This is a genomic window from Lacibacter sp. MH-610, assembly GCF_045780045.1.
GTDB lineage: Bacteria > Bacteroidota > Bacteroidia > Chitinophagales > Chitinophagaceae > Lacibacter.
Map to the genome: position 1 here is coordinate 107,342 of NZ_CP116002.1, position 19,884 is coordinate 127,225.

18 protein-coding genes and 1 pseudogene are annotated in these 19,884 nt (G+C 41.2%); 14 read left to right on the top strand and 5 right to left on the bottom strand.

The features are described 5' to 3' along the window. The first annotated feature begins 23 nt into the window (after window positions 1-23). Genes PDL71_RS00500 through PDL71_RS00510 form a run of 3 tightly spaced genes read left to right on the top strand, consistent with a single transcriptional unit; the run spans window position 24 to window position 2,978 of the window. Complete coding sequence (locus PDL71_RS00500) at window positions 24-866, top strand: glycosyltransferase family 32 protein (RefSeq protein WP_407524049.1); 843 nt, start codon at window positions 24-26, stop codon at window positions 864-866. Between the two features lie 3 nt (window positions 867-869). Then, window positions 870-1,997: a glycosyltransferase family 4 protein gene (locus PDL71_RS00505; protein ID WP_407524051.1), complete on the top strand. Its 1,128-nt coding sequence runs from the start codon at window positions 870-872 to the stop codon at window positions 1,995-1,997. 42 nt (window positions 1,998-2,039) lie between these two features. Further along, the gene (locus PDL71_RS00510; RefSeq protein ID WP_407524053.1) at window positions 2,040-2,978 is read left to right on the top strand and encodes a hypothetical protein; all 939 of its coding nucleotides are present in this window, start codon (window positions 2,040-2,042) and stop codon (window positions 2,976-2,978) included. A 36-nt stretch (window positions 2,979-3,014) separates the two neighbouring features. Here the strand turns inward: PDL71_RS00510 and PDL71_RS00515 are convergent, their stop codons facing one another. Then, entirely contained in the window at window positions 3,015-3,725 is a 711-nt protein-coding gene (locus PDL71_RS00515; protein ID WP_407524055.1) for a class I SAM-dependent methyltransferase, read from the bottom strand. 221 nt (window positions 3,726-3,946) lie between these two features. Here PDL71_RS00515 and PDL71_RS00520 point away from each other — a divergent pair. After that, window positions 3,947-4,573: pseudogene (locus PDL71_RS00520) on the top strand (TylF/MycF/NovP-related O-methyltransferase). 5 nt (window positions 4,574-4,578) lie between these two features. Here PDL71_RS00520 and meaB read toward each other — a convergent pair. Then, complete coding sequence (meaB, locus tag PDL71_RS00525) at window positions 4,579-5,475, bottom strand: methylmalonyl Co-A mutase-associated GTPase MeaB (protein ID WP_407524057.1); 897 nt, start codon at window positions 5,473-5,475, stop codon at window positions 4,579-4,581. Window positions 5,476-5,572: 97 nt separating this feature from the next. Between meaB and PDL71_RS00530 the strand changes: the two genes are divergently transcribed. The 6 genes from PDL71_RS00530 to PDL71_RS00555 all read left to right on the top strand — a co-directional run bounded on the left by PDL71_RS00530 (window position 5,573) and on the right by PDL71_RS00555 (window position 10,783). Beyond that, complete coding sequence (locus PDL71_RS00530; protein WP_407524059.1) at window positions 5,573-6,331, top strand: glycosyltransferase family 2 protein; 759 nt, start codon at window positions 5,573-5,575, stop codon at window positions 6,329-6,331. Beyond that, window positions 6,328-6,969, top strand: a complete 642-nt coding sequence (locus tag PDL71_RS00535; RefSeq protein ID WP_407524061.1) for an LON peptidase substrate-binding domain-containing protein — start codon at window positions 6,328-6,330, stop codon at window positions 6,967-6,969. Before PDL71_RS00530 ends, PDL71_RS00535 begins: the two co-directional genes overlap by 4 nt. 123 nt (window positions 6,970-7,092) lie before the next feature. After that, a complete protein-coding gene (locus PDL71_RS00540) occupies window positions 7,093-7,818 on the top strand; it encodes a type III pantothenate kinase (RefSeq protein ID WP_407524063.1) in 726 nt (241 codons plus the stop codon). Continuing rightward, on the top strand, window positions 7,793-9,139 hold the full coding sequence (locus PDL71_RS00545; protein WP_407524065.1) for a hypothetical protein: 1,347 nt from the start codon (window positions 7,793-7,795) through the stop codon (window positions 9,137-9,139). Before PDL71_RS00540 ends, PDL71_RS00545 begins: the two co-directional genes overlap by 26 nt. After that, window positions 9,132-9,689, top strand: a complete 558-nt coding sequence (lptC, locus tag PDL71_RS00550; RefSeq protein WP_407524067.1) for an LPS export ABC transporter periplasmic protein LptC — start codon at window positions 9,132-9,134, stop codon at window positions 9,687-9,689. Before PDL71_RS00545 ends, lptC begins: the two co-directional genes overlap by 8 nt. A 104-nt stretch (window positions 9,690-9,793) precedes the next feature. After that, window positions 9,794-10,783: a potassium channel beta subunit family protein gene (locus tag PDL71_RS00555; RefSeq protein WP_407524069.1), complete on the top strand. Its 990-nt coding sequence runs from the start codon at window positions 9,794-9,796 to the stop codon at window positions 10,781-10,783. Between the two features lie 73 nt (window positions 10,784-10,856). On the opposite strand, the gene PDL71_RS00560 is transcribed toward PDL71_RS00555, so the two are convergent. Beyond that, complete coding sequence (locus tag PDL71_RS00560; protein WP_407524071.1) at window positions 10,857-11,564, bottom strand: DUF4197 domain-containing protein; 708 nt, start codon at window positions 11,562-11,564, stop codon at window positions 10,857-10,859. 126 nt (window positions 11,565-11,690) lie between these two features. On the opposite strand from PDL71_RS00560, the gene lysS reads away from it, so the two are divergent. Further along, a complete protein-coding gene (gene lysS, locus PDL71_RS00565; protein ID WP_407524073.1) occupies window positions 11,691-13,211 on the top strand; it encodes a lysine--tRNA ligase in 1,521 nt (506 codons plus the stop codon). Between the two features lie 130 nt (window positions 13,212-13,341). Next, window positions 13,342-15,480 carry a S9 family peptidase gene (locus PDL71_RS00570; RefSeq protein WP_407524075.1) on the top strand — a complete coding sequence of 713 codons (2,139 nt, stop codon included), beginning with the start codon at window positions 13,342-13,344 and terminating at the stop codon, window positions 15,478-15,480. A gap of 67 nt (window positions 15,481-15,547) precedes the next feature. On the opposite strand, the gene PDL71_RS00575 is transcribed toward PDL71_RS00570, so the two are convergent. Next, entirely contained in the window at window positions 15,548-16,369 is an 822-nt protein-coding gene (locus PDL71_RS00575; protein WP_407524077.1) for an SDR family oxidoreductase, read from the bottom strand. Window positions 16,370-16,475: 106 nt separating this feature from the next. On the opposite strand from PDL71_RS00575, the gene PDL71_RS00580 reads away from it, so the two are divergent. Both PDL71_RS00580 and PDL71_RS00585 read left to right on the top strand, forming a co-directional pair. Next, window positions 16,476-17,783, top strand: coding sequence for a parallel beta-helix domain-containing protein (locus tag PDL71_RS00580; protein ID WP_407524079.1), 1,308 nt, complete (start codon window positions 16,476-16,478; stop codon window positions 17,781-17,783). A 262-nt stretch (window positions 17,784-18,045) separates the two neighbouring features. Next, a complete protein-coding gene (locus PDL71_RS00585) occupies window positions 18,046-19,089 on the top strand; it encodes an SO2930 family diheme c-type cytochrome (RefSeq protein ID WP_407524081.1) in 1,044 nt (347 codons plus the stop codon). Between the two features lie 3 nt (window positions 19,090-19,092). On the opposite strand, the gene PDL71_RS00590 is transcribed toward PDL71_RS00585, so the two are convergent. After that, window positions 19,093-19,860: a sterol desaturase family protein gene (locus PDL71_RS00590; protein ID WP_407524083.1), complete on the bottom strand. Its 768-nt coding sequence runs from the start codon at window positions 19,858-19,860 to the stop codon at window positions 19,093-19,095. Window positions 19,861-19,884 lie beyond the last annotated feature (24 nt).

Sequence of the window (19,884 nt, forward strand, 5' to 3'; positions counted from 1 at the left end):
TACGAATGAATTAATATTGCAGGGTGATCCCGAATATTTTTCATTTTATTTATTTCACACCGGAACAGGCTCCGGCAAAAGTATTTCCGTTGTCGTATTACCTCGCTGTTGAATCAGCAAGAGTAATCAATCAACCGCAGGAAATTATTTTTCATTTTAACAGGGAGCCTGTTGGTGAATGGTGGGAACGAATAAAACCTTCCCTTACGCTCCGCCAAATGGAAGCACCTGTAAGTTTTATGGGTCGCCGCATTATCCATCCTGCACACCAGGCAGATGTTGTTCGGTTGCAGGCTCTGTATGAAGTTGGTGGTATTTACCTGGATCTTGATACCATTTGTGTAAAGCCGTTATCAGCTTTTTATACAAATCAAATGGTGATGGGACTGGAATTGAAAGCACCTTATGTTCCCAAAAATAAACGGCAGGAAATAAAATATAAAATCCGGAAAACATTGGGACTGGTTAAGCCGTACCGGGAAGAAAGTATTTTGTGCAACGGTGTTATATTGGCAGAAAAAAACAGTGCCTTTCTCAAACTCTGGATGGACACCTACAAAACCTTCCGCTCCAAAGGAAGAGATAAGTTCTGGAATGAACACTCTTCCGTTATCCCTGAAAAACTTGCAGCAGCACATCCGCAACTGATAACTGTTGCAGGACCCCGTTGTTTTCATTACCCCTTATATACAAAAGAAGGATTGCATTCCATGTTTGAAGCAGTAACGCCTTTTCCTGAATCGTATATTCATCATGTGTGGGAGTCGTTTTCATGGAATGATTATCTTTCCAAACTTACGATGGAGGGTATTCAAACAATTGATACCACCTATCATTTAGCAGCAAGAAAAATTCTATCAAGGTAACAAATGAAAATAGGCTTTGCAGGCAGATGGAGTCCGTTAGATAAAAAATCCTGGAGTGGTACTTATTACTACTCGTATCAGCAATTGCTGAAGTATGGTACAGTGGAAATTTTTGAATTCCCTTTCCCATCACTGCTTAAAAACTATCTGATCCAGTTTTATAAAAACCCCAACAAATGGTTTTTCGGAAAAAATACAGCTGTTGAGTTTTTAAAGCCCTATGCAAAACATTACAGCAGGCAATTAGAAAAGGCTCTAATCAAACATAAAGTGGATGTATTGTTTGTACCTGCAGCTCCGCAACTGATTGCTTATTTAGATGCCTCATTACCCATTGTATTTTTAACAGACGCTACCTTTCAGCAAATTCAGGGTTACTATGATACCTGGCAGAATTTTGCAACTTCTAATATTAAACAGGGTATTGAACTGGACCGCAGGGCTTTTGAGAAAGCAACGCATTGCATGCTGGCCAGCGATTGGTGCCGTAACTCGGCCATCCGGGATTACAAATTGACAGAGCAAAAAATTTCAGTGGCACCTTTAGGAGCCAATTTGGATTATATACCTGCTGCAACAGAAATCAATTATGAACGCAGCGGCTGTAATCTTTTATTCCTGGGCGTAGAATGGAAACGCAAGGGCGGTGATATTGCTTTACAGGCGTTCAGAGTTCTGAAACAAAACCGTATTGATGTTTCACTGCACATCATCGGTTGTACACCACCTGAAACAATTTCAGAAAAAGGAATTACTGTTATTCCTTTTCTTGATAAAAACAAACCGGCTGACCGTGAACAGCTGCACCGCATTTTACTATCAACAGATTTTCTTTTACTGCCCACCAGGGCTGAAGCTGCCGGTGTTGTGTTTTGTGAAGCATCCGCTTACGGCATTCCTTCCATTAGTACACGCACCGGAGGCGTGCCTACTTATGTACGGGACCATATAAACGGTTTGTTATTACCGGAAGCTGCAGATGGTTTTGCTTACGCTGATGAAATTTTAAAACTTTATGCCAATACCAGGAAAATGAGTGAGCTCAGAAAAAGCAGCCGTAGTCTGTATGAAACTTCACTCAACTGGGATGCATGGGGTAACAGTTTCAATAACATCATTCAAAAAATATAAGACGCCGGGTAATTCATCCTTTACAAATCAACTGCATTCTTTATGAGTGAATTTTCATCCCTTACTGCGTTTACCATTATTACGCCTAATTACCTGGCGCATGCTTATGCACTTCGTCAATCTTTTTTAAATCTGCATCCCGGCAGTTCGTTTGTTATTTGCTTAATAGGTACTCAAAAACCTGCAGGAGCTGATGAAAAAGAAATGGTACTGTTAAAAGAACTGAAAGATGAGCGTATTGAAGGAATGATTCAACGGTACAATCCCTTTGAGTTGAGCTGTGCCCTCAAACCCTATTTTGCAGAACAGCTGCTGACATTAAAGCCCGATAGCAACCGGTTTATTTATCTGGATTCTGATATTGGTGTATTTGGCAGGTTTGAACAGCAAACGCAGGCAGCTGTTACTATCAGTCCGCACAGAACGAAGAATGTAAACTATTTACCGGGTCTTGATAATTTCAGCACTACAGAATTGTTACGCTATGGTGTTTACAATGCCGGTTATTTTGAAATAACCCGTTCCAATGAAGCAAAAAGGTTTTTAAGCTGGTGGCAGCATTTGCTGGAACACTTCTCTTATAACAAACCCGATAAACATATATTCACTGATCAGCTTTGGCTAAGTGTTGTGCCTTCATTCTTTGATGATGTGTACATCAATAAAAAACCGGGATTCAATGTAGGTTTCTGGAATTTAATTGAACGTACAGTTGAATACACAAATAATCAATGGCTGGTAAATGGAGAGCCGCTGGTGTTTTACCATTTCTCCAGGTACAAACTGGAACTGCCGGATAATATGGTTGACTTTGATCACCCGATGTTATCCTTTCAATCAAAACCGCAATTGAAAATTCTTTATGATCAATACCGGGAACAAATACTGAATGAAGGTTATGAAACATTAAAACAATTGCCCTACCCTTATCCTTACCCGGCAAAAGAAAAAAAATCCTGGTGGAAGAAATTATTCAGGTAACAAAAACGGGAGCATTCCATTGATAGTTGCTGATTCTTAAGCCGGCTTTACAGCAATGCCATACAGTCCGTTAATCATCATACCATCAGTAAGAGGAATAGTTTGCATAGCTGCATCTTTTTTCAACAGCCGCTTTACAAAAGGATTTAGCAGCATGGCCCAGCGTTTTCTCCGCTTTCCTTTTTTAGTAGCCACAATCCACATGCCTATCATTTGTGCCATGGAAGTATTCCAGCCGCCATGTGCATGCAGCTCTAACTGCATACCGCATTGTCTGAAAATGCGTTCCAATGCAAAAGGAGTATAGCGGTAATGATCATGCGGCACTTCATGAAGATTCCAAAGAAAAGGAACTGTAAAAAATAAAACGCCACCGGGTTTGAGCACCCGTTTCATTTCCTGCACAATGAGTAAAGGATCAGGACAATGCTCCAGCACTTCCGTTGCCATCATGCTATCAAAGCTGTTGTCTTCAAAAGGCATGGTTGTTCCATCCCAGGTAACATCCGGCCCCACACCTTGTTCATACACTAATGCAGTTTCAATATCAAGACCGGTATAAGTTTCAATAAAATGATTGTCTAACAGGTAGCTTTTGTAAGGCTTTTTGCCACAGCCTACATCCAGAAATTTTCCTTTTAAACGGGGCGCTGATTTTTGCAGAGCATTCCATATACAGGTACGTATCACATACATGTCAATATTATCCGGCGTTTGCGGTATGTTGGTAAAATTATCAGCCTTCATGTACAACATTTGAAAAATGACTACAAGGAATGGTACGAATGAAATTATAGAAATTCATTGAATTGATGTTATTTTACTTCCCGTAATCATTCACTATGGCAAGTTTTCTTAAGAATTTATTCGCTTCAAAAAAACCTGAGAACACAAACAACGCTCCGGCATATCCTGCTGATTTTGAAGCGCTGCACCAAACAGTTTACTCCAAGGTAAAACCTTATACCATGACGAGTGCTGAACGTATTTACGGATTGATTGAAGCTGTGAAATACATTACCAGGTATCAAATTGAAGGTGCCATTGTTGAATGCGGTGTTTGGAAAGGCGGAAGTATGATGGCTGTAGCCGAAACTTTAAAAGCCGAAAAAGCTGATACCAGGCAATTATATCTCTAAGATACGTTTGAAGGGATGCCTCCTCCAACAGAAGCTGATAAAGATTTCTCAGGTGTTGATGCCGCAGCAAGGTTGAATGAAGAAAGCAACAACAAAAAAGAAAGTTATATCTGGGCTTATTCCGCACTGGACGAAGTGAAAGCAGCAATGGCGCTCACACAATACAATCCTGAACGTATTCAATATATACAAGGCAAAGTAGAAGATACCATCCCCGCTTCAATACCTGATAAGATTGCTTTGCTGAGATTGGATACCGATTGGTATGAATCCACCAAACACGAACTCGAGCATTTATTCCCCAGGCTTGCTAAAAACGGTGTTCTTATCATTGATGATTACGGTTTCTGGAAAGGTTCCCGCAAAGCAGTAGATGAATATTTTGCCGGGCTTAATATGCCTGTACTGTTAAACAGGATGGACGATACAGGGCGTATCTGCATCAAAACTTTTTAACTGATCTATTTACTTTCAACAAAACGATAAAGATTGAAAGTGCCGGAATTGTATTCCGCTTCCAGTTCCTTTTTCAATACCTCTTTATTCAGATCACTCATCCTTCTGCGTTGAATAAGCTGCCATGCTTTTTCAGCCAACAACCAGCTTTTGCGTTGATTGTAATGACCGCTGTGCAAATGAGCATCAATGGTATTCCAGAGTTCTTCCACTCCTTTCTTTTCGGTTGCCGTAGTTTTTACAATCGCAATTTCAAAACGTTCTTCTTTAAAGGAAGGTGCCAGCATCAATCGCAGGTTGCGTACAAACAAATCCGCTTCCGGCCGGTCTGCTTTATTCACCACAAATACATCTGCTATTTCCATCAATCCTGCTTTCATCGTTTGTACCTCATCACCGGCTTCGGGTACCAGCACCACCACCGTTGCATCCGCCAGTCCTGCAATTTCAATTTCACTTTGCCCCACACCCACTGTTTCAACAATTACATAATCAACAGGAGCTGCTTTGCAGAGATCAGCTATCTCCAATATTTTCGGATGCAATCCGCCTAATGAGCCACGGGTGGCTAATGAACGGATGAATACATTGGGATGATTGTACCAGTTACTCATCCGTATACGATCGCCCAACAAAGCACCCAGGTTAAAAGGTGAGGAAGGATCTACACATAACACCGCTATCTTTTTACCATGCTGCACCAGCACTTCAATCAATGCATCTACGAGCGTGCTTTTACCGGCACCGGGCGGACCGGTAATTCCAATAACCGGAACCGTACTGGCGGGTAATGATTGCAGCAACTGTTCATAACCGCTTACCTCATTTTCAATAAGGCTGATGCAACGGGCCAGGCTTTTTTGCGAACCGTTCTGAATATCGTTGAGCAATTGCATCCACATGCAGCAAACCTACTTGAAATTAAGAAGCAAAGCAGCAGCAACACTTTGTTTTTTAAAAGGGCTTTGATGGTATCTTTATTTTTTGAAACAATCCTGCATGCAAAAAATTTCTGTTGTGATGATGGTTAAAAATGAGGCGCACATAGTACCTCAAACCATCCGTGCTGCTTTGCAGATATCCGATGATGTGGTGGTATGTGATACCGGAAGCACGGATGATACCATAGCAGTATCCAAAGCAGCAGGTGCAAGAGTAGTACAGGAGGCCTGGCTTGGTTTTGGACCCACAAAAAACAAAGCCAACACACATGCACTGCATAACTGGATCCTTCAGTTAGATGCAGATGAAATTCCTGATCTCAGATTGCAGCAAGCCATTCGGGACTTGTCTTTAGAAAATGAAAAGGAACTGTTCCGCATGCAGTTCAAATCCTTTCTGGGTGATCAATGGATTCGTTTTGGTGAGTGGGGAAAAGATTTCCATATACGTCTTTTTAACCGTAAGCAGGTTCAATGGAATGAAGCACCTGTACATGAGCAACTGATCTACGACAACAGTTTTATCATTACACAACTGCCGGGTTTCATAGAGCACAAAACCATGCGTAATATGGCTGAGTTTGAACAAAAGATGAAACAATACGGTCTGCGTGGTGGTGAAAAATATTTTGAGCAGGGCAAAACAGGAGGCTGGTACAAACAATACACCTCATCGCTGTTTAACTTTATCAAGAATTATATTTTTAAACTTGGCTTTCTTGATGGAAAAGCAGGATGGCAGGTGGCCAGAATGAATGCCTGGTACACCTACCTGAAATACCATACGTTACAAGAGCTGAAAGCAAAAAAGCAATGACCAATTTTATTCCCATTTTTCCGTTATCCATTGTTGTGTTTCCGGGCGAGCAGCTGAACCTGCACATTTTTGAACAAAGATATAAACAGCTCATCCGTGAATGTGCAGAGCAGCAGAAGCCATTTGGTATCCCTTCTGTTATTGAAAATAATGTACAGGAGCTGGGCACATTGGTAGAAATAAAAGAAATCAGGAAAGTGTATGAAGATGGTAAGATGGACATCAGCACCCGTGGTATTAAAGTGTTCCGTACGCTGGAGTTGATCAAAGAAATTCCGGATAAACTTTACAGCGGTGCTATTGTCTCTTACCCGGATGATGTGAATGATGGCAGCAGAACGCTCATGCAAAAAGTGGTGAGTGGTATTAAAGAACTACACAAACTGCTGGAGGTAACCAAAGATTTTAAAATAACAGAAGATGAATTAACTGCTTTTGATGTAGCCCATCATATGGGTTTGAATTTGCAGGAAGAATACGAACTGCTGGGCCTATTCAGAGAACTGCACCGGCAGGAATATTTAAAACGGCATTTGAATAAAGTAGTACCGCTGCTTGCCGAAATGGAAGCCCTCAAAGAAAAAGTAAAGCTCAACGGACATTTTAAAAACTTAAGCGGATTTCAGTTTGGTGAGTAAAGAATTAATACCGCTTTTTTTCACTAAATAGTCCAAAACTTTATTTAAGGCGATATACGTTTCTCAAATTTTGCAGTGTTTTTTGGGCCATATGCTTTTTTAATTTTGGTATAACTTGCACACATGTCCATCACCATTTGTTTTGATTTTGGCAATACCCGTTACAAAGCGGCTGTATTTCATGGAGATCAATTGCAGGAAATAGTTGTATTAGTTGATGATAGCCATGATACCATCAAAGAACTGTTGCAGCAATTCAAACCATCTTACACCATTCTTTCATCTGTAGTGAACCATCAGCCCACGGTGGAAGATGTATTGAAAGAACATTCGCATTTTCATAAGCTCAGCCATCATACCCAACTACCTTTTACCACCCCTGTTGGCAAACCTGAAACAATCGGTGCAGACAGGCTGGCGCTATGTGCAGCCGCCACTTACCTTTTTCCCAACAGCAATAACTTAGCCATTGCATTGGGTACCTGTATTACCTACAACTTCATCAATGTAAAAAATCAATTCCTGGGGGGTAGTATTTCACCGGGTTTGCAAATGCGGCTGCAGAGTATGCATGCCCTTACGGCCAAACTTCCGCTTGTGAATATGGAATGGAATTTTCCACTTATCGGCTATGATACAAAGACCAATCTGCTCAGCGGAGCTGCCTGGGGTATGGCCAAAGAAATTGATGGTATCATTGATGCTTACAGGGAGAAGTTCGGGAACTTTAACGTGCTGTTAACCGGGGGGGATACGCCTCATTTTGCCCCATTGCTCAAAAACCAGATATTTGCAGACCCTCAACTAATTTTTAAAGGTCTTTATGCAATCAGCGTGTACAACAGGTAGTCGTGTAATTGGTAGTTTACTTCTGCTTACAATTCTCAGTTTTAATACATCCGCACAGGACAACAGTCCCTGGAGCCGCTATGGTTTGGGCGATATTGTACCTGCCTCTAACATTACCAACCGTGGTATGGGTGGTGCTGCAGCGGCGTATGGTGATTTTCAAACCATCAACTTTATTAACCCGGCTTCTTACAGCAATTTTGGTCCGCAAAGGGCCATTTTTGATATTGGCCTGGATATTAACAACCGCACCCTCCGTAACAACCTGGGCAGCAGTTATACCTCCGCCAATGCTTATATCCCCTATATGGCGGCGGGTTTTCAAATCAAACCCCAAAAATCAAAGATGAACTGGGGTCTTGTATTTGGTTTAAGACCCATAACCAAAGTGAGCTATAAAATCATCAGCGGTACCCGTATTAGTGCAGGTGATAGTGTACTTACCCAGTACGAAGGCAATGGCGGTACCTACCAGGCTTTTGCCGGTACGGGCATTGGGTTTAAAAACCTCAGCATCGGGGTAAATGGCGGCTACCGATTTGGTTCTAAAGATTACACTACCCGTGTTTCTATTTTAAATGATACCGTGGGCGACCGTTATACTCCCGGGCAAAGAGAGGTACGTAACAACTTCGGATCAGCTTTCCTGGAGCTGGGATTGCAATACCGCATTCCGCTTAATAAGAAAAGCAGTATAACACTGGGTGCTTACGGCAGTATGCAGGGCCGTATGAATGTAACCCGTGATGAAAAGGTAGAAACCTATTTTGCAGCAGGGTCTGATGGAGTGATTCGCCAGGTGGATTCTATTTACGAAAAAAAGAACATCAAAGGCAGCATTGAGTATCCCTCCTATTTTGGTGCAGGATTAGTGTATGATGTACAGGGCGACAGCAAACTGATGATTGCACTCGACTACACACAGTTTAACTGGGCTAATTACCGCTATTTTGAAACAGCAGATGCATTGCAGAATGCCTGGCAGGTAAAAGCAGGTGCTCAGTTCCTGCCTAACTTCAGCGGAGATATTAAACGCAAAAGTTACTGGAGCAGTGTATTATATCGTGCCGGTTTTCATTACGGACTGGAGCCTTACACTTTTGCCGGCAGTTCTTTAAACAGCTATGGAATTACCTTCGGCATCGGCTTACCTATCCGTAAATATTCTTACGCTGAAATCAACCGCAGCAATATTGTAAATGCCGCCATTGAGTTTGGTCAGCGTGGCAATAAGGATGGTGTGCTTCGTGAAAACTACTTCCGCCTCTCTTTAGGATTTTCATTAAGTGATGTTTGGTTCATTAAACGCAAATATGATTAACAGGCTTCAGCTTGGGTTTTTATTGCTGCTGTTTACAGGCTTTACTGCCTGCGAAAATGATTATAACCAGATACAGGATCTGCAACGCAAAAAACTCACCGTTGATGAAGTGCAGACGGTTGAAAGTTTTTTCAGCCAGGCGGGAAAAGTAAAAGCCAAACTCAAAGCTCCTTACATGCTTCGTTACTATGACAGTGTGCCCCGTGTGGAGTTTCCCCGTACACTGCATGTGGATTTTTATAATGACAGCCTGGTGATGGAAAGCTACTTAGATGCCAAACGAGGTTATTACTATGAACAGCAAAACCGGGTGATTTTAAATGACAGTGTGGTGGTGATACGCCTCAATGGTGATACGCTTATTACCAAAGAACTTTTCTGGGAGCAAACGCTTCATAAACTTTTTACTAACTCAGATGTTGAAATCCGGCAAAAAACAAAAACCATTTTTGGAAAAGGATTTGAGAGCGACGAACAACTCAAGAACTTCAGGATTGATTCTGTAAAAGGAGTATTGCTGGTGGGTGATTCAAAGTTTGCCGGTAATTAAGATTGAGTTGCCCGGATGATTTCACGCACAACCGTCCCTTCCTTGATATTAGTTGTTTTACTCTTTTCTTACTCTAATAATCTCAATAAATAAAAAACCACTTTATGGAATACAGAAGACTCGGAAGATCAGGATTACAGCTCAGCGTACTTTCTTTTGGCAGCTGGGTAAGCTTTCACAAACAGATTGACGACAGTATTGCTGATGAACTCATGGGTATTGCTTACGACAATGGTGTTAACTTTTTTGATAACGCAGAAGTTTATGCACTGGGCAAGAGTGAAGAAATGATGGGGCGTGTGCTCAAAAAGAAAAACTGGGACCGCACTTCTTACACTGTTTCCTCCAAAGCTTTTTTTGGATGGAGAGGAAAAGAAAACAAACCCAATCAAACCGGTTTAAGCCGAAAGCATTTAACAGAGGCCTGTCATGAAGCATTACAACGTTTACAGGTTGATTATTTAGACCTGTATTTCTGCCACCGGCCCGATAAAAACACTCCCATTGAAGAAGTGGTGTTTACCATGAACACGCTCATTCAACAGGGAAAAATTTTATACTGGGGCACCAGTGAGTGGAGCGGAGTAGAGTTGATGGAAGCACACAGGGTGGCACAAGCTTATCGTTTAATCGGCCCTACTATGGAGCAACCGGAGTACAACTTATTTAACCGGCATAAACTGGAAAATGAATACCTGGAAGTTTTTAAGAATGTGGGCTTGGGTACAACCATCTGGAGTCCGCTGGCAAGTGGCTTACTCACCGGTAAATATAATGATGGTATTCCTGAAGGAACACGTTTGGCGATCCCCGGTTTTGAGTGGCTTAAAGACAGAGCGCTGGTTGAGGAAAAGATCAACCGTGTTCGTGCTTATCAAAAAATTGCTGATGAACTGGGTGTAAGCATGGCCGCTTTAAGTATTGCATGGTGTATTAAAAACCCCAATGTATCTACTGCTATCCTCGGCGCTACTAAAAAAGAGCAGTTGTTTGAAAACTTAAAAGCCCTGGAAGTATTACCACTTTTAACGGAAGAAATCATGCAGAAAATTGACGATGCATTTGGTACAAAACCCCGTCTGCCTGAATACTAAACACAGCCGGTTTTCATAAACAGAAAGGGAGATGCATTCTGCATCTCCCTTTTTATAAATGTGTTAATGAAAATTAATTCCACACAGCACCAAATACTTTCTTCATCAAATCAGTGGTTCGTTTTACCGGGTTCGCCCGTATTTCCATCTCTTCTTTCGCAATCTGATCAAACAAAGCATCCACTGCCTTTCCCACTACATAGCTTGTTAAATCAGGATTTACTTTGTTACGGGTTGTGGGGAAATTATTGTAAGCATTCATCAGATCACCATAGTATTTGGTAGCTTCTACTTTATCCAGGCTGTTTTTTACAACCGGTGTAAATGCCTGGATCAAAGCGGCTGTTGTTTTTTGCTTAAAGTAATTGGTGGCGCCATCTTTCGGTCCTTTGATGATATTGATTGCATCTGCAATTGTCATCTCTTTAATAGCATTCACAAAAATGGGAGCAGCAAAGCCCACTGCATCTTCGGCGCCACGGTTAATTTGTAAAACAGCACGGTCAACCTGTTTACCCAGACCAATGCGGCGCATGGTGTTCTCTACTTTCTGTGCTTCCGGTGGGAGAAGGATTTTGTAAAATTCACTGCCAAAAAAACCATCCGTTTTATTCAAAAAGGAAACAGCACGTGTTAAACCCTGTCCCAGGGCTTCTTTAATTCCCTGCCCTGCTTCTGTTTCAGTTACACCATTTCCGCCGGGGAGTTTGGGCAACTGGCTCATTACCTCGCAGGAAGAAATCATTAATACAATACCGGTTAAAAGTAAGATACGCTTCATAGATAAAATTTAAGTTGATAAACGAAGTTACACGGAATATAGTTGCATAAAACCATGCCAATATTTACAACTTTGCCCATAGCCCCTGTGCCCGTACCTTTGCAGCCTTTAAAGCGTTAACTGAACATGAGTACACATTTATCAGAACAGGAACTGATCCGGAGAGAGAAACTGGCCGAGCTGAACAAACTGGGGATTGATGCCTACCCGGCACCACTCTACCCCGTTACCCATTACTCCACTGCCATTAAAAGTGGTTTTAATGAACATACAAAAGATCAGTATGCTGATGTATGTATTGCAGGCCGCATCATGAGCATCCGTGATATGGGTAAGGCTTGTTTTGCTGTGTTGCAGGACAGTCATGGCCGCCTGCAGATTTATGTAAAGCGTGATGATGTGGCTCCCGGTGAAGACAAAACGTTGTATGATGTGGTATTTAAGAAGTTATTAGATATTGGTGATATCATTGGTGTGAAAGGTTATGTATTTACTACAAAAACAGGTGAAACCAGTTTGCATGTAAAAGAGCTTACGGTTCTGACCAAATCATTAAAGCCGTTGCCTGTTGTAAAAGAAGCAGAAGGACAAACCTTTGATGCGGTAACTGACCCTGAGTTCAAGTATCGTCAACGTTATGCTGATTTAATCATCAACCCGCAGGTAAAAGATACGTTTGTAAAACGCACGTTGATGGTGAACACCATTCGTGAATATTTGAATGAACACGGAGCGCTGGAAGTGGATACACCTGTATTGCAAACCATCCCCGGTGGTGCTACAGCCCGGCCGTTTATTACACATCATAATGCATTGGATGTACCCATGTATATGCGTATTGCCAATGAATTGTATTTAAAACGTTTGATTGTAGGTGGTTTTGATTGGGTGTATGAGTTCAGCCGCAACTTCCGTAATGAAGGAATGGATCGCACACATAACCCTGAGTTTACGATTTTAGAATGGTACACTGCCTATAAAGATTATTTCTGGATGATGAATGTTACAGAAAATCTGCTGGAGCGTGTGGCCATTGCTTTACATGGAACAACGGATGTACCTGTAGGTGATAAAACCATCAGCTTTAAAACACCGTTCAAACGCATTTCCATCTTTGATGCCATTAAAGAAAATACAGGTATTGATGTGAGTGAGATGAATGAAGAACAATTGAGAGAAACCTGTAAGCAATTGAAGATAGGCGTTGATAATACCATGGGCAAAGCCAAGTTGATTGATGAGATTTTTGGTGCTACATCTGAGCCGAAATACATACAACCAACTTTCATTATTGATTACCCTGTGGAAATGAGTCCGCTTACCAAGAAGCACCGCAGCAAACCCGGATTGGTAGAACGTTTTGAACTGATGATTAATGGTAAAGAAGTGGCCAATGCTTACAGTGAGTTGAATGATCCGCTTGATCAGCGTGAACGTTTTGAAGACCAGGTAAAGTTGAAAGAGCGTGGTGATGACGAAGCCATGTTTATTGATTATGATTTTCTGCGTGCATTGGAATATGGTATGCCACCAACAAGTGGAATTGGAATTGGTATTGACAGGTTGTGCATGTTGATGACGAACCAGCCTTCTATTCAAGACGTGTTGTTGTTTCCGATGATGCGGCCGGAACGGGTGGAGGAGTAAGTTAACATAGTTCATATAGATGATAAAGGAACCGCAGTTGAAAGGCTGCGGTTTTTTAGTTCCACTCATACAATTAAGGCTTACGCTTTTTTCAAATCATTTATCTTCACGCCTCAAAAATTCATGAACCATGAGAAAATGTTTGCTTGCAGTATTCCTGTTTATTTCTGTTTTTTCTTTTGCCCAAACTACGTACCTCACAACTGAGCAAATGCTCAAAGGAGCACCGCATAAAGTAACCAAACCTCTGCCTAAGTTTATTACATGGGTAGGTGACAATGGGCTGATTATGGAAATTGACGGCAAAAATTCTATGATAGATTGTAAATCGGGAAAGATAACAGAAGTTGATATTCAACATTTACCACCTAAAATAAAACCTTCGGTACCTGAAATAATACAAAAAGGAAATGACCTATATCTCAAAACAGCAACAGATGAAACACAACTCACCAATAACAAAGACATTGAAAAAAATCCAACACTTTCACCAGATGGACAATATGTAGCTTTTACCCGCAACAATAATCTTTTCACCATTAACCTCAGCACCAAAAAAGAAACACAGTTAACGTTTGATGGTACGGATGTTATTCTCAACGGTTTTGCAAGCTGGGTGTACTATGAAGAAATCCTGGGCCGTGCCACCCGTTACAAATCCTATTGGTGGAGCCCCGATAGCAAGAAGATTGCTTACATGCGTATGGATGAAAGTATGGTGCCAATGTTTCCCATTTACAGTGAGGAAGGTCAGCATGGTTTTATTGAGCAGACACGTTATCCCAAAGCAGGCGATAAAAATCCTGAGGTAAAAGTGGGTGTAGTGAATGCCGATGGTGGTAACACTGTTTGGGCAGACTTCAACGCAAAAGACGACCAGTATTTTGGTATGCCGTACTGGAAAGCAGATGGCAGCGCCTTGTGGATTCAATGGATGCCACGCTCTCAAGACAATCTGAAAGTATATGAAATGAATATTGCTGATGGCAGCAAAAAAGAAATCTATGATGAAAAACAAAAAACATGGGTAACGCTGGAAGGTGATGACCGTTTTTACTTTTTAAACAACGGTAAACAATTCATTCTGCAAAGTGATGCAACAGGCTGGAATCATTTGTACCTGCATGATATGAGCGGCAAACGCATCAGCACCATTACCAGCGGCAACTATCGTGTAACAGCTATCAATCTTGTAGATGAAAAAAATCAACTTGTTTATTTCACCTGCCGGAAAGATAACAGTGCCCGTTATGATTTGTACAAAGTAAAGTTTGATGGCAGCGGTTTGCAGCGCCTCACTTTTGGTGAATACACACACCGCAACATTCAGCTTTCACCCAATGGTTTGTATTTTATTACAACTTACTCCAATACAGGTTCCCCTGATGCTGTGGCATTGGTGAACAATAAAGGAAAAGTGATTAAAGAATTGGGCAATGCAACAGGTGAAGCATTTGAAACAACTACCCTTGCCAAAACACAACTGCTTCGTGTTACGAGTGAAGATGGAAAATATGAATTGCCTTTGCGGATTGTTTGGCCGTTGAATTATGATAAGAACAAAAAATATCCGTTGATGATTAACATCTACGGCGGACCAGATGCTGGCACCGTATATGACGGATGGCAACTGAACATGCAGCAGCAATGGTGGGCCAAAGAAGGATTGATACAGGTAGCAATGGACCACCGTGCCAGCGGTCACTTTGGTAAAGAAGGCGTGAACTATATGCACCGCAACCTCGGATATTGGGAAATGAAAGACTGGATTACGATTGTGAAGTGGCTGATTGAAAATGCAGGCGTTGATAAAAACAAAGTGTGCATCAGCGGTTTCAGCTATGGTGGTTATATGAGCGCATATGCATTAACCTATGGCGCTGATTATTTCACCCATGGTTTAGCAGGCGGCAGTGTAACTGACTGGAGTTTGTATGATACCCATTACACAGAACGTTTTATGGATACACCACAGGAAAATCCGGAAGGTTATAAATCATCTTCAGTTTATACGTACTTAGACAAGTACAAAGGTCTGCTCCGCATTTATCATGGCACTATGGATGACAATGTGCACCTGCAAAACAGTTTGCAGTTAGTGAAAAAGTTACAGGAAAAGAAAAAGCATTTTGAATTTATGGTATATCCTGGTGGCAGGCATGGCTGGAGAAACTTGAGAGAACAAGATGCACATAGCTCCAATGAAATTGCGATGTTTATTTATAAGAATTTATTGGAGAGAGAAGTGGTGAAGGAGGTGTTGAGGTAAAAACTTCAGGTATAAAAAAAGGCACAGCTAATTAACTGTGCCTTTTTTATAATTATTTTGTAGTGTTTCAATCCACAAACAAATCCGTAAACAACTTCCCGCCCGGCACCACACTATAGTTGCTCAGGTCTGTAATCCCTTCCGCAGCAAACACATCTTCATCCACAAATAAATTACCCGTGCAGGTATTGGATGGTTTACTTAGAATGATATGTGCCGCATCAGCCAGTACATCAACTGTCCTGCTCATATTTGCCAATGCTTCACCGCCTAATAGATTCCGTACAGCTGCAGTATCAATCGTAGTACGTGGCCACAACGCATTGGCAGCAATACCATCTTTCTTTAATTCCTCAGCCCAGCCCAGCGTCATCATACTCATATTGTATTTGGTGAGTGTGTAAGCAATATGACCTGCCAGCCATTTCGGTTTCAGGTTCACGGGAGGCGATAAGGTTAATATATGTGGATTGTTTCCTTTGCGCAAATAAGGAATACAGGCACGTGTCATAAAAAAAGTACCACGTACATTAATATCATGCATTAAATCAAAACGCTTGGGTTCTGTTTGCTCGGTGGGAGTTAAATTAATGGCCGATGCATTGTTGATGAGTATATCAATACCGCCAAATGTGCTTACTGTTTTTTCAACAGCCGCAGCAATCTGGTCTTCAAATCGGATATCAAGCTGAATAGCCAGGCCTTGTCCGCCGGCTGCCGTCATTTCATCTGCCGCAGAAAAAATAGTGCCGCCCAGTTTCGGATTTTCTTCCACACTTTTAGCCGCTACCACTACATTGGCACCTTCTTTCGCTAATTTCAAACCCATCGCTTTCCCAATGCCACGTGATGCACCGGTAATTAAAACTGTTTTTCCTTTAAATGACATAGCAATATTTTTAGGCAAGGAAGATAATAAAGGTTCTGCAACTGCGGCAAAGAATTTGTAACTTACCAAAAGAGATTTTTTTGTAACCGGCTTTAATACTACTATAATGCTTGCGTTGTGTCACTCACTTGTACGATCTGAATTCTATTCAGCAACCCACCCCTTACAGTCATTACTATTTGTAACACTCCGCCGCCCCTCCCGGGAGGGGATAGACAGCTTCCTGTTTCATCAATTAAAATTCATCTTTACAATAATTTGTTTTCTTTATTTCAATGTAACACTTGCACAGGAAGACCCTATCAAGCAAATGCAGCGTCAGTTCATCACCGCCAAAGATGGTGCTGTGATTGAGCTGCCGGAAGGAACCTTCAACGTACAAACATCACTCTGGCTCGATGGAAAGAACAATATCATCATTCGAGGTAAAGGCAAAGAAAAAACCATTCTCAACTTCGTCCATCAAATCAGCGGAGCAGAAGGTATTAAAATCACCAATGGGAAAAATATTACACTGCAAAACCTTACCGTGCAGGATACAAAAGGTGATGCCATTAAAACACAATTTGTGGATGGCATTAAGTTCATTAATGTAAAAGCAGAATGGACAAGAGGTGCTCACAGTAAAAACGGAGGTTATGGTTTGTATCCGGTGCAGTGCAGCAATGTAGTCATTGACAGTTGTGAAGCCCGTGGCGCCAGCGATGCAGGTATTTATGTGGGTCAATCAAAACATATTGTGGTAAAAAATTCAAAGGCGTATGAAAATGTGGCGGGCATTGAAATTGAAAACTCTTTGTATGCAGATGTGTTTGATAACGAAGCCACCAACAACACAGGTGGTATTTTAATTTTTGATTTACCTGATTTAGTACAGAAGAAAGGAGGGTATGTCCGTGTGTTCCGAAACAATGTGCATCATAACAATCATGTAAACTTTGCACCCAAAGGAAATATTGTGGGAAAGGTTCCGCTTGGTACCGGCATAATGATTATGGCTACCAATCATGTAGAAGTATTCAGCAACCGCATCATCAATAATAAAACTACGGGTACAGCAATTGTGAGTTATTATATTTCAGAAAATCCCATTAAAGATTCCTCCTACTATCCGTATCCATCCAATATTTCAGTACAGGATAATGTGTATGAACGGAAACATACTAAAGCCACCATGAAAGGAAGAATGGGTAAAATGTTTCATTTTAAGTTGAAGTTTGGCAAAAATGTTCCGCATATAATTTATGATGGAATTGTGGATACAAAAAACCCGGGGCAAATCTGTATCCGAAACAACCAAAATCAAAGTTTTGCCAATATTGATGCAGAGCATAATTTTAAAAACATCAGCAGGGATGTAAGTAAACATGATTGTACATTGCAGCCTGTGCCAGCGGTGGAGGTGAAGCAGTAGCCATCTGACGCCTTCGTCTGATGGCGGTCAAATTAGTATTATCCCGTCAGACGAGGGCGTCAGACGGGGCTTACTGAAATCGGAGTGCCGTCATGTCGACGAAGGAGACATCTCTATAGAATTATAAACTCAATAATCAAAGAGTAAAACTAAATATAGCAGCTTCAATGTTTAGAGATTTCTCACTACGCCGTAAGACTCAAATAATTCAAATAGAATCATGGCTTTGTTCGAAATGACGGCAGCCTTATTAAATGGAATAATGAAAAAGCTTTTAACCATATTATTCATTTTCTCTCTATTAATTTTTACTTATTCTTTCATCAGCAAACAATCTCCTTCAACGTTTGAATTTCACGAAAATCTCAGTGAATATCATTTCTTCAAAGGCGAAATGAAATTGCTGCAGCCCAACGATGGTATTATACCTTATGATTTAAACACACCACTCTTCAGCAGTTATGCTGAGAAGGCACGTTTTATTCAATTGCCCAAGGGAACAAAAGCAACCTACAATGCTGATTCTGTTTTTGAATTACCCGTAGGTACGGTACTCATCAAAAACTTTTATTACCCTAATGATTTCAGAGATGAAAGCAAAGGCAGAAGGATTCTTGAAACAAGATTGCTTGTACATCAAGCAGATGGCTGGGCTACCTATCAATACATCTGGAACAAAGAGCAAACAGAAGCTGTATTTGAACCCATCGGCGATGTCACGCCTGTGGAGTACATTGATGCGAATGGTAAAAAAGTTTCTTTCAACTATATTATACCCACACAGGCACAATGCATGGGCTGTCATAAACAAAGCAACGGCTTACAACCCATCGGCATCGCAGCAAGACATTTGAACAGCGAGTATAATTATTCATCTGGCAAACAAAATCAATTGCAATACTGGCAACAACATGGTATGATTGATTTGCCATCAACAAAAATCCCTGGCAATGCTGTTTGGAATAAAGAACAAAGCGGAACATTGGAACAACGTGCAAGAGCTTACCTTGATATCAACTGCGGTCATTGCCATAATAAAAACGGACCCGGCAGCAGCAGTGGTTTGTTTTTAGACATTCATGAAACAGATGCTACAAGAATTGGCATTAACAAAACACCTGTGGCTGCAGGAAGAGCCACAGGCAATCTGTCTTTTGATATTCATCCGGGCAAGCCGGATAAATCCATTCTCATCTATCGAATGAAATCAACCGATCCCGGTATTGCTATGCCGGAGGTAGGCAGAGAGTTGGTGCATAAGGAAGGCATTGCATTGATCAGTCAATGGATTAAACAAATGAACTAATAGCTACGCCGCTTTACGGTTCATTACTTCATCATACTTATCATCATAATCTTTTCGAAGTGTTCCGAAAACTCTGTCCCAGAACAAAAAATACAATCCATAATTACCGGTGAAGTATTGATGATGCTGGTTATGGTTGATGGAAGTGTTCACCCATTTTCCAATCCAGGTGCGGTTGAAATTTTTGGGATAAAGCTCCCAGCCTAAATGCCCGTATACATTGTACACCATCATAAACAAGAAGAAGAAAAACAAATGGGCTTTCATCACCGGAATTGTAAATAAATAAACTACAAGGATTCCGATTTCCACCACGGCCTCCAGCGGGTGAAAGGCAAAAGCTGCCCAGGGTGATGGATTGGTACTTTTATGATGTACCAGGTGAAACAACTTAAACAACCTGGGATGATGCATGAGACGATGTGTGAAATAAAAGTAGGTATCATGCATCACCAGCATTAATGGAAACGCCAGCCAGAAGTACAACTTTCCGTGTTCATTGATATCTGTATACCAGGTGGTATGCTTTTTAATTTCAGGGTTTCCTAAAATCAACCAGGGAATGATACTGAAGATGAACATGGTGATGATGGAATACAATATCTCACGTTGGTAATCTTTTAGTTGAGGAAAACGAAGCTGGATCTTTTTAAAAGCAATTTTCTTTTTGCGTAGTACGTACCAGATGAGAAAAGCCAGACCTGCCAGCAGTATATAACGCAGGCTTACTAAAGTAAAAATGCTGAAGAATGAACCATCGGGGTAAAGCATACCTAAAGTTACTTTTAAGAGAGA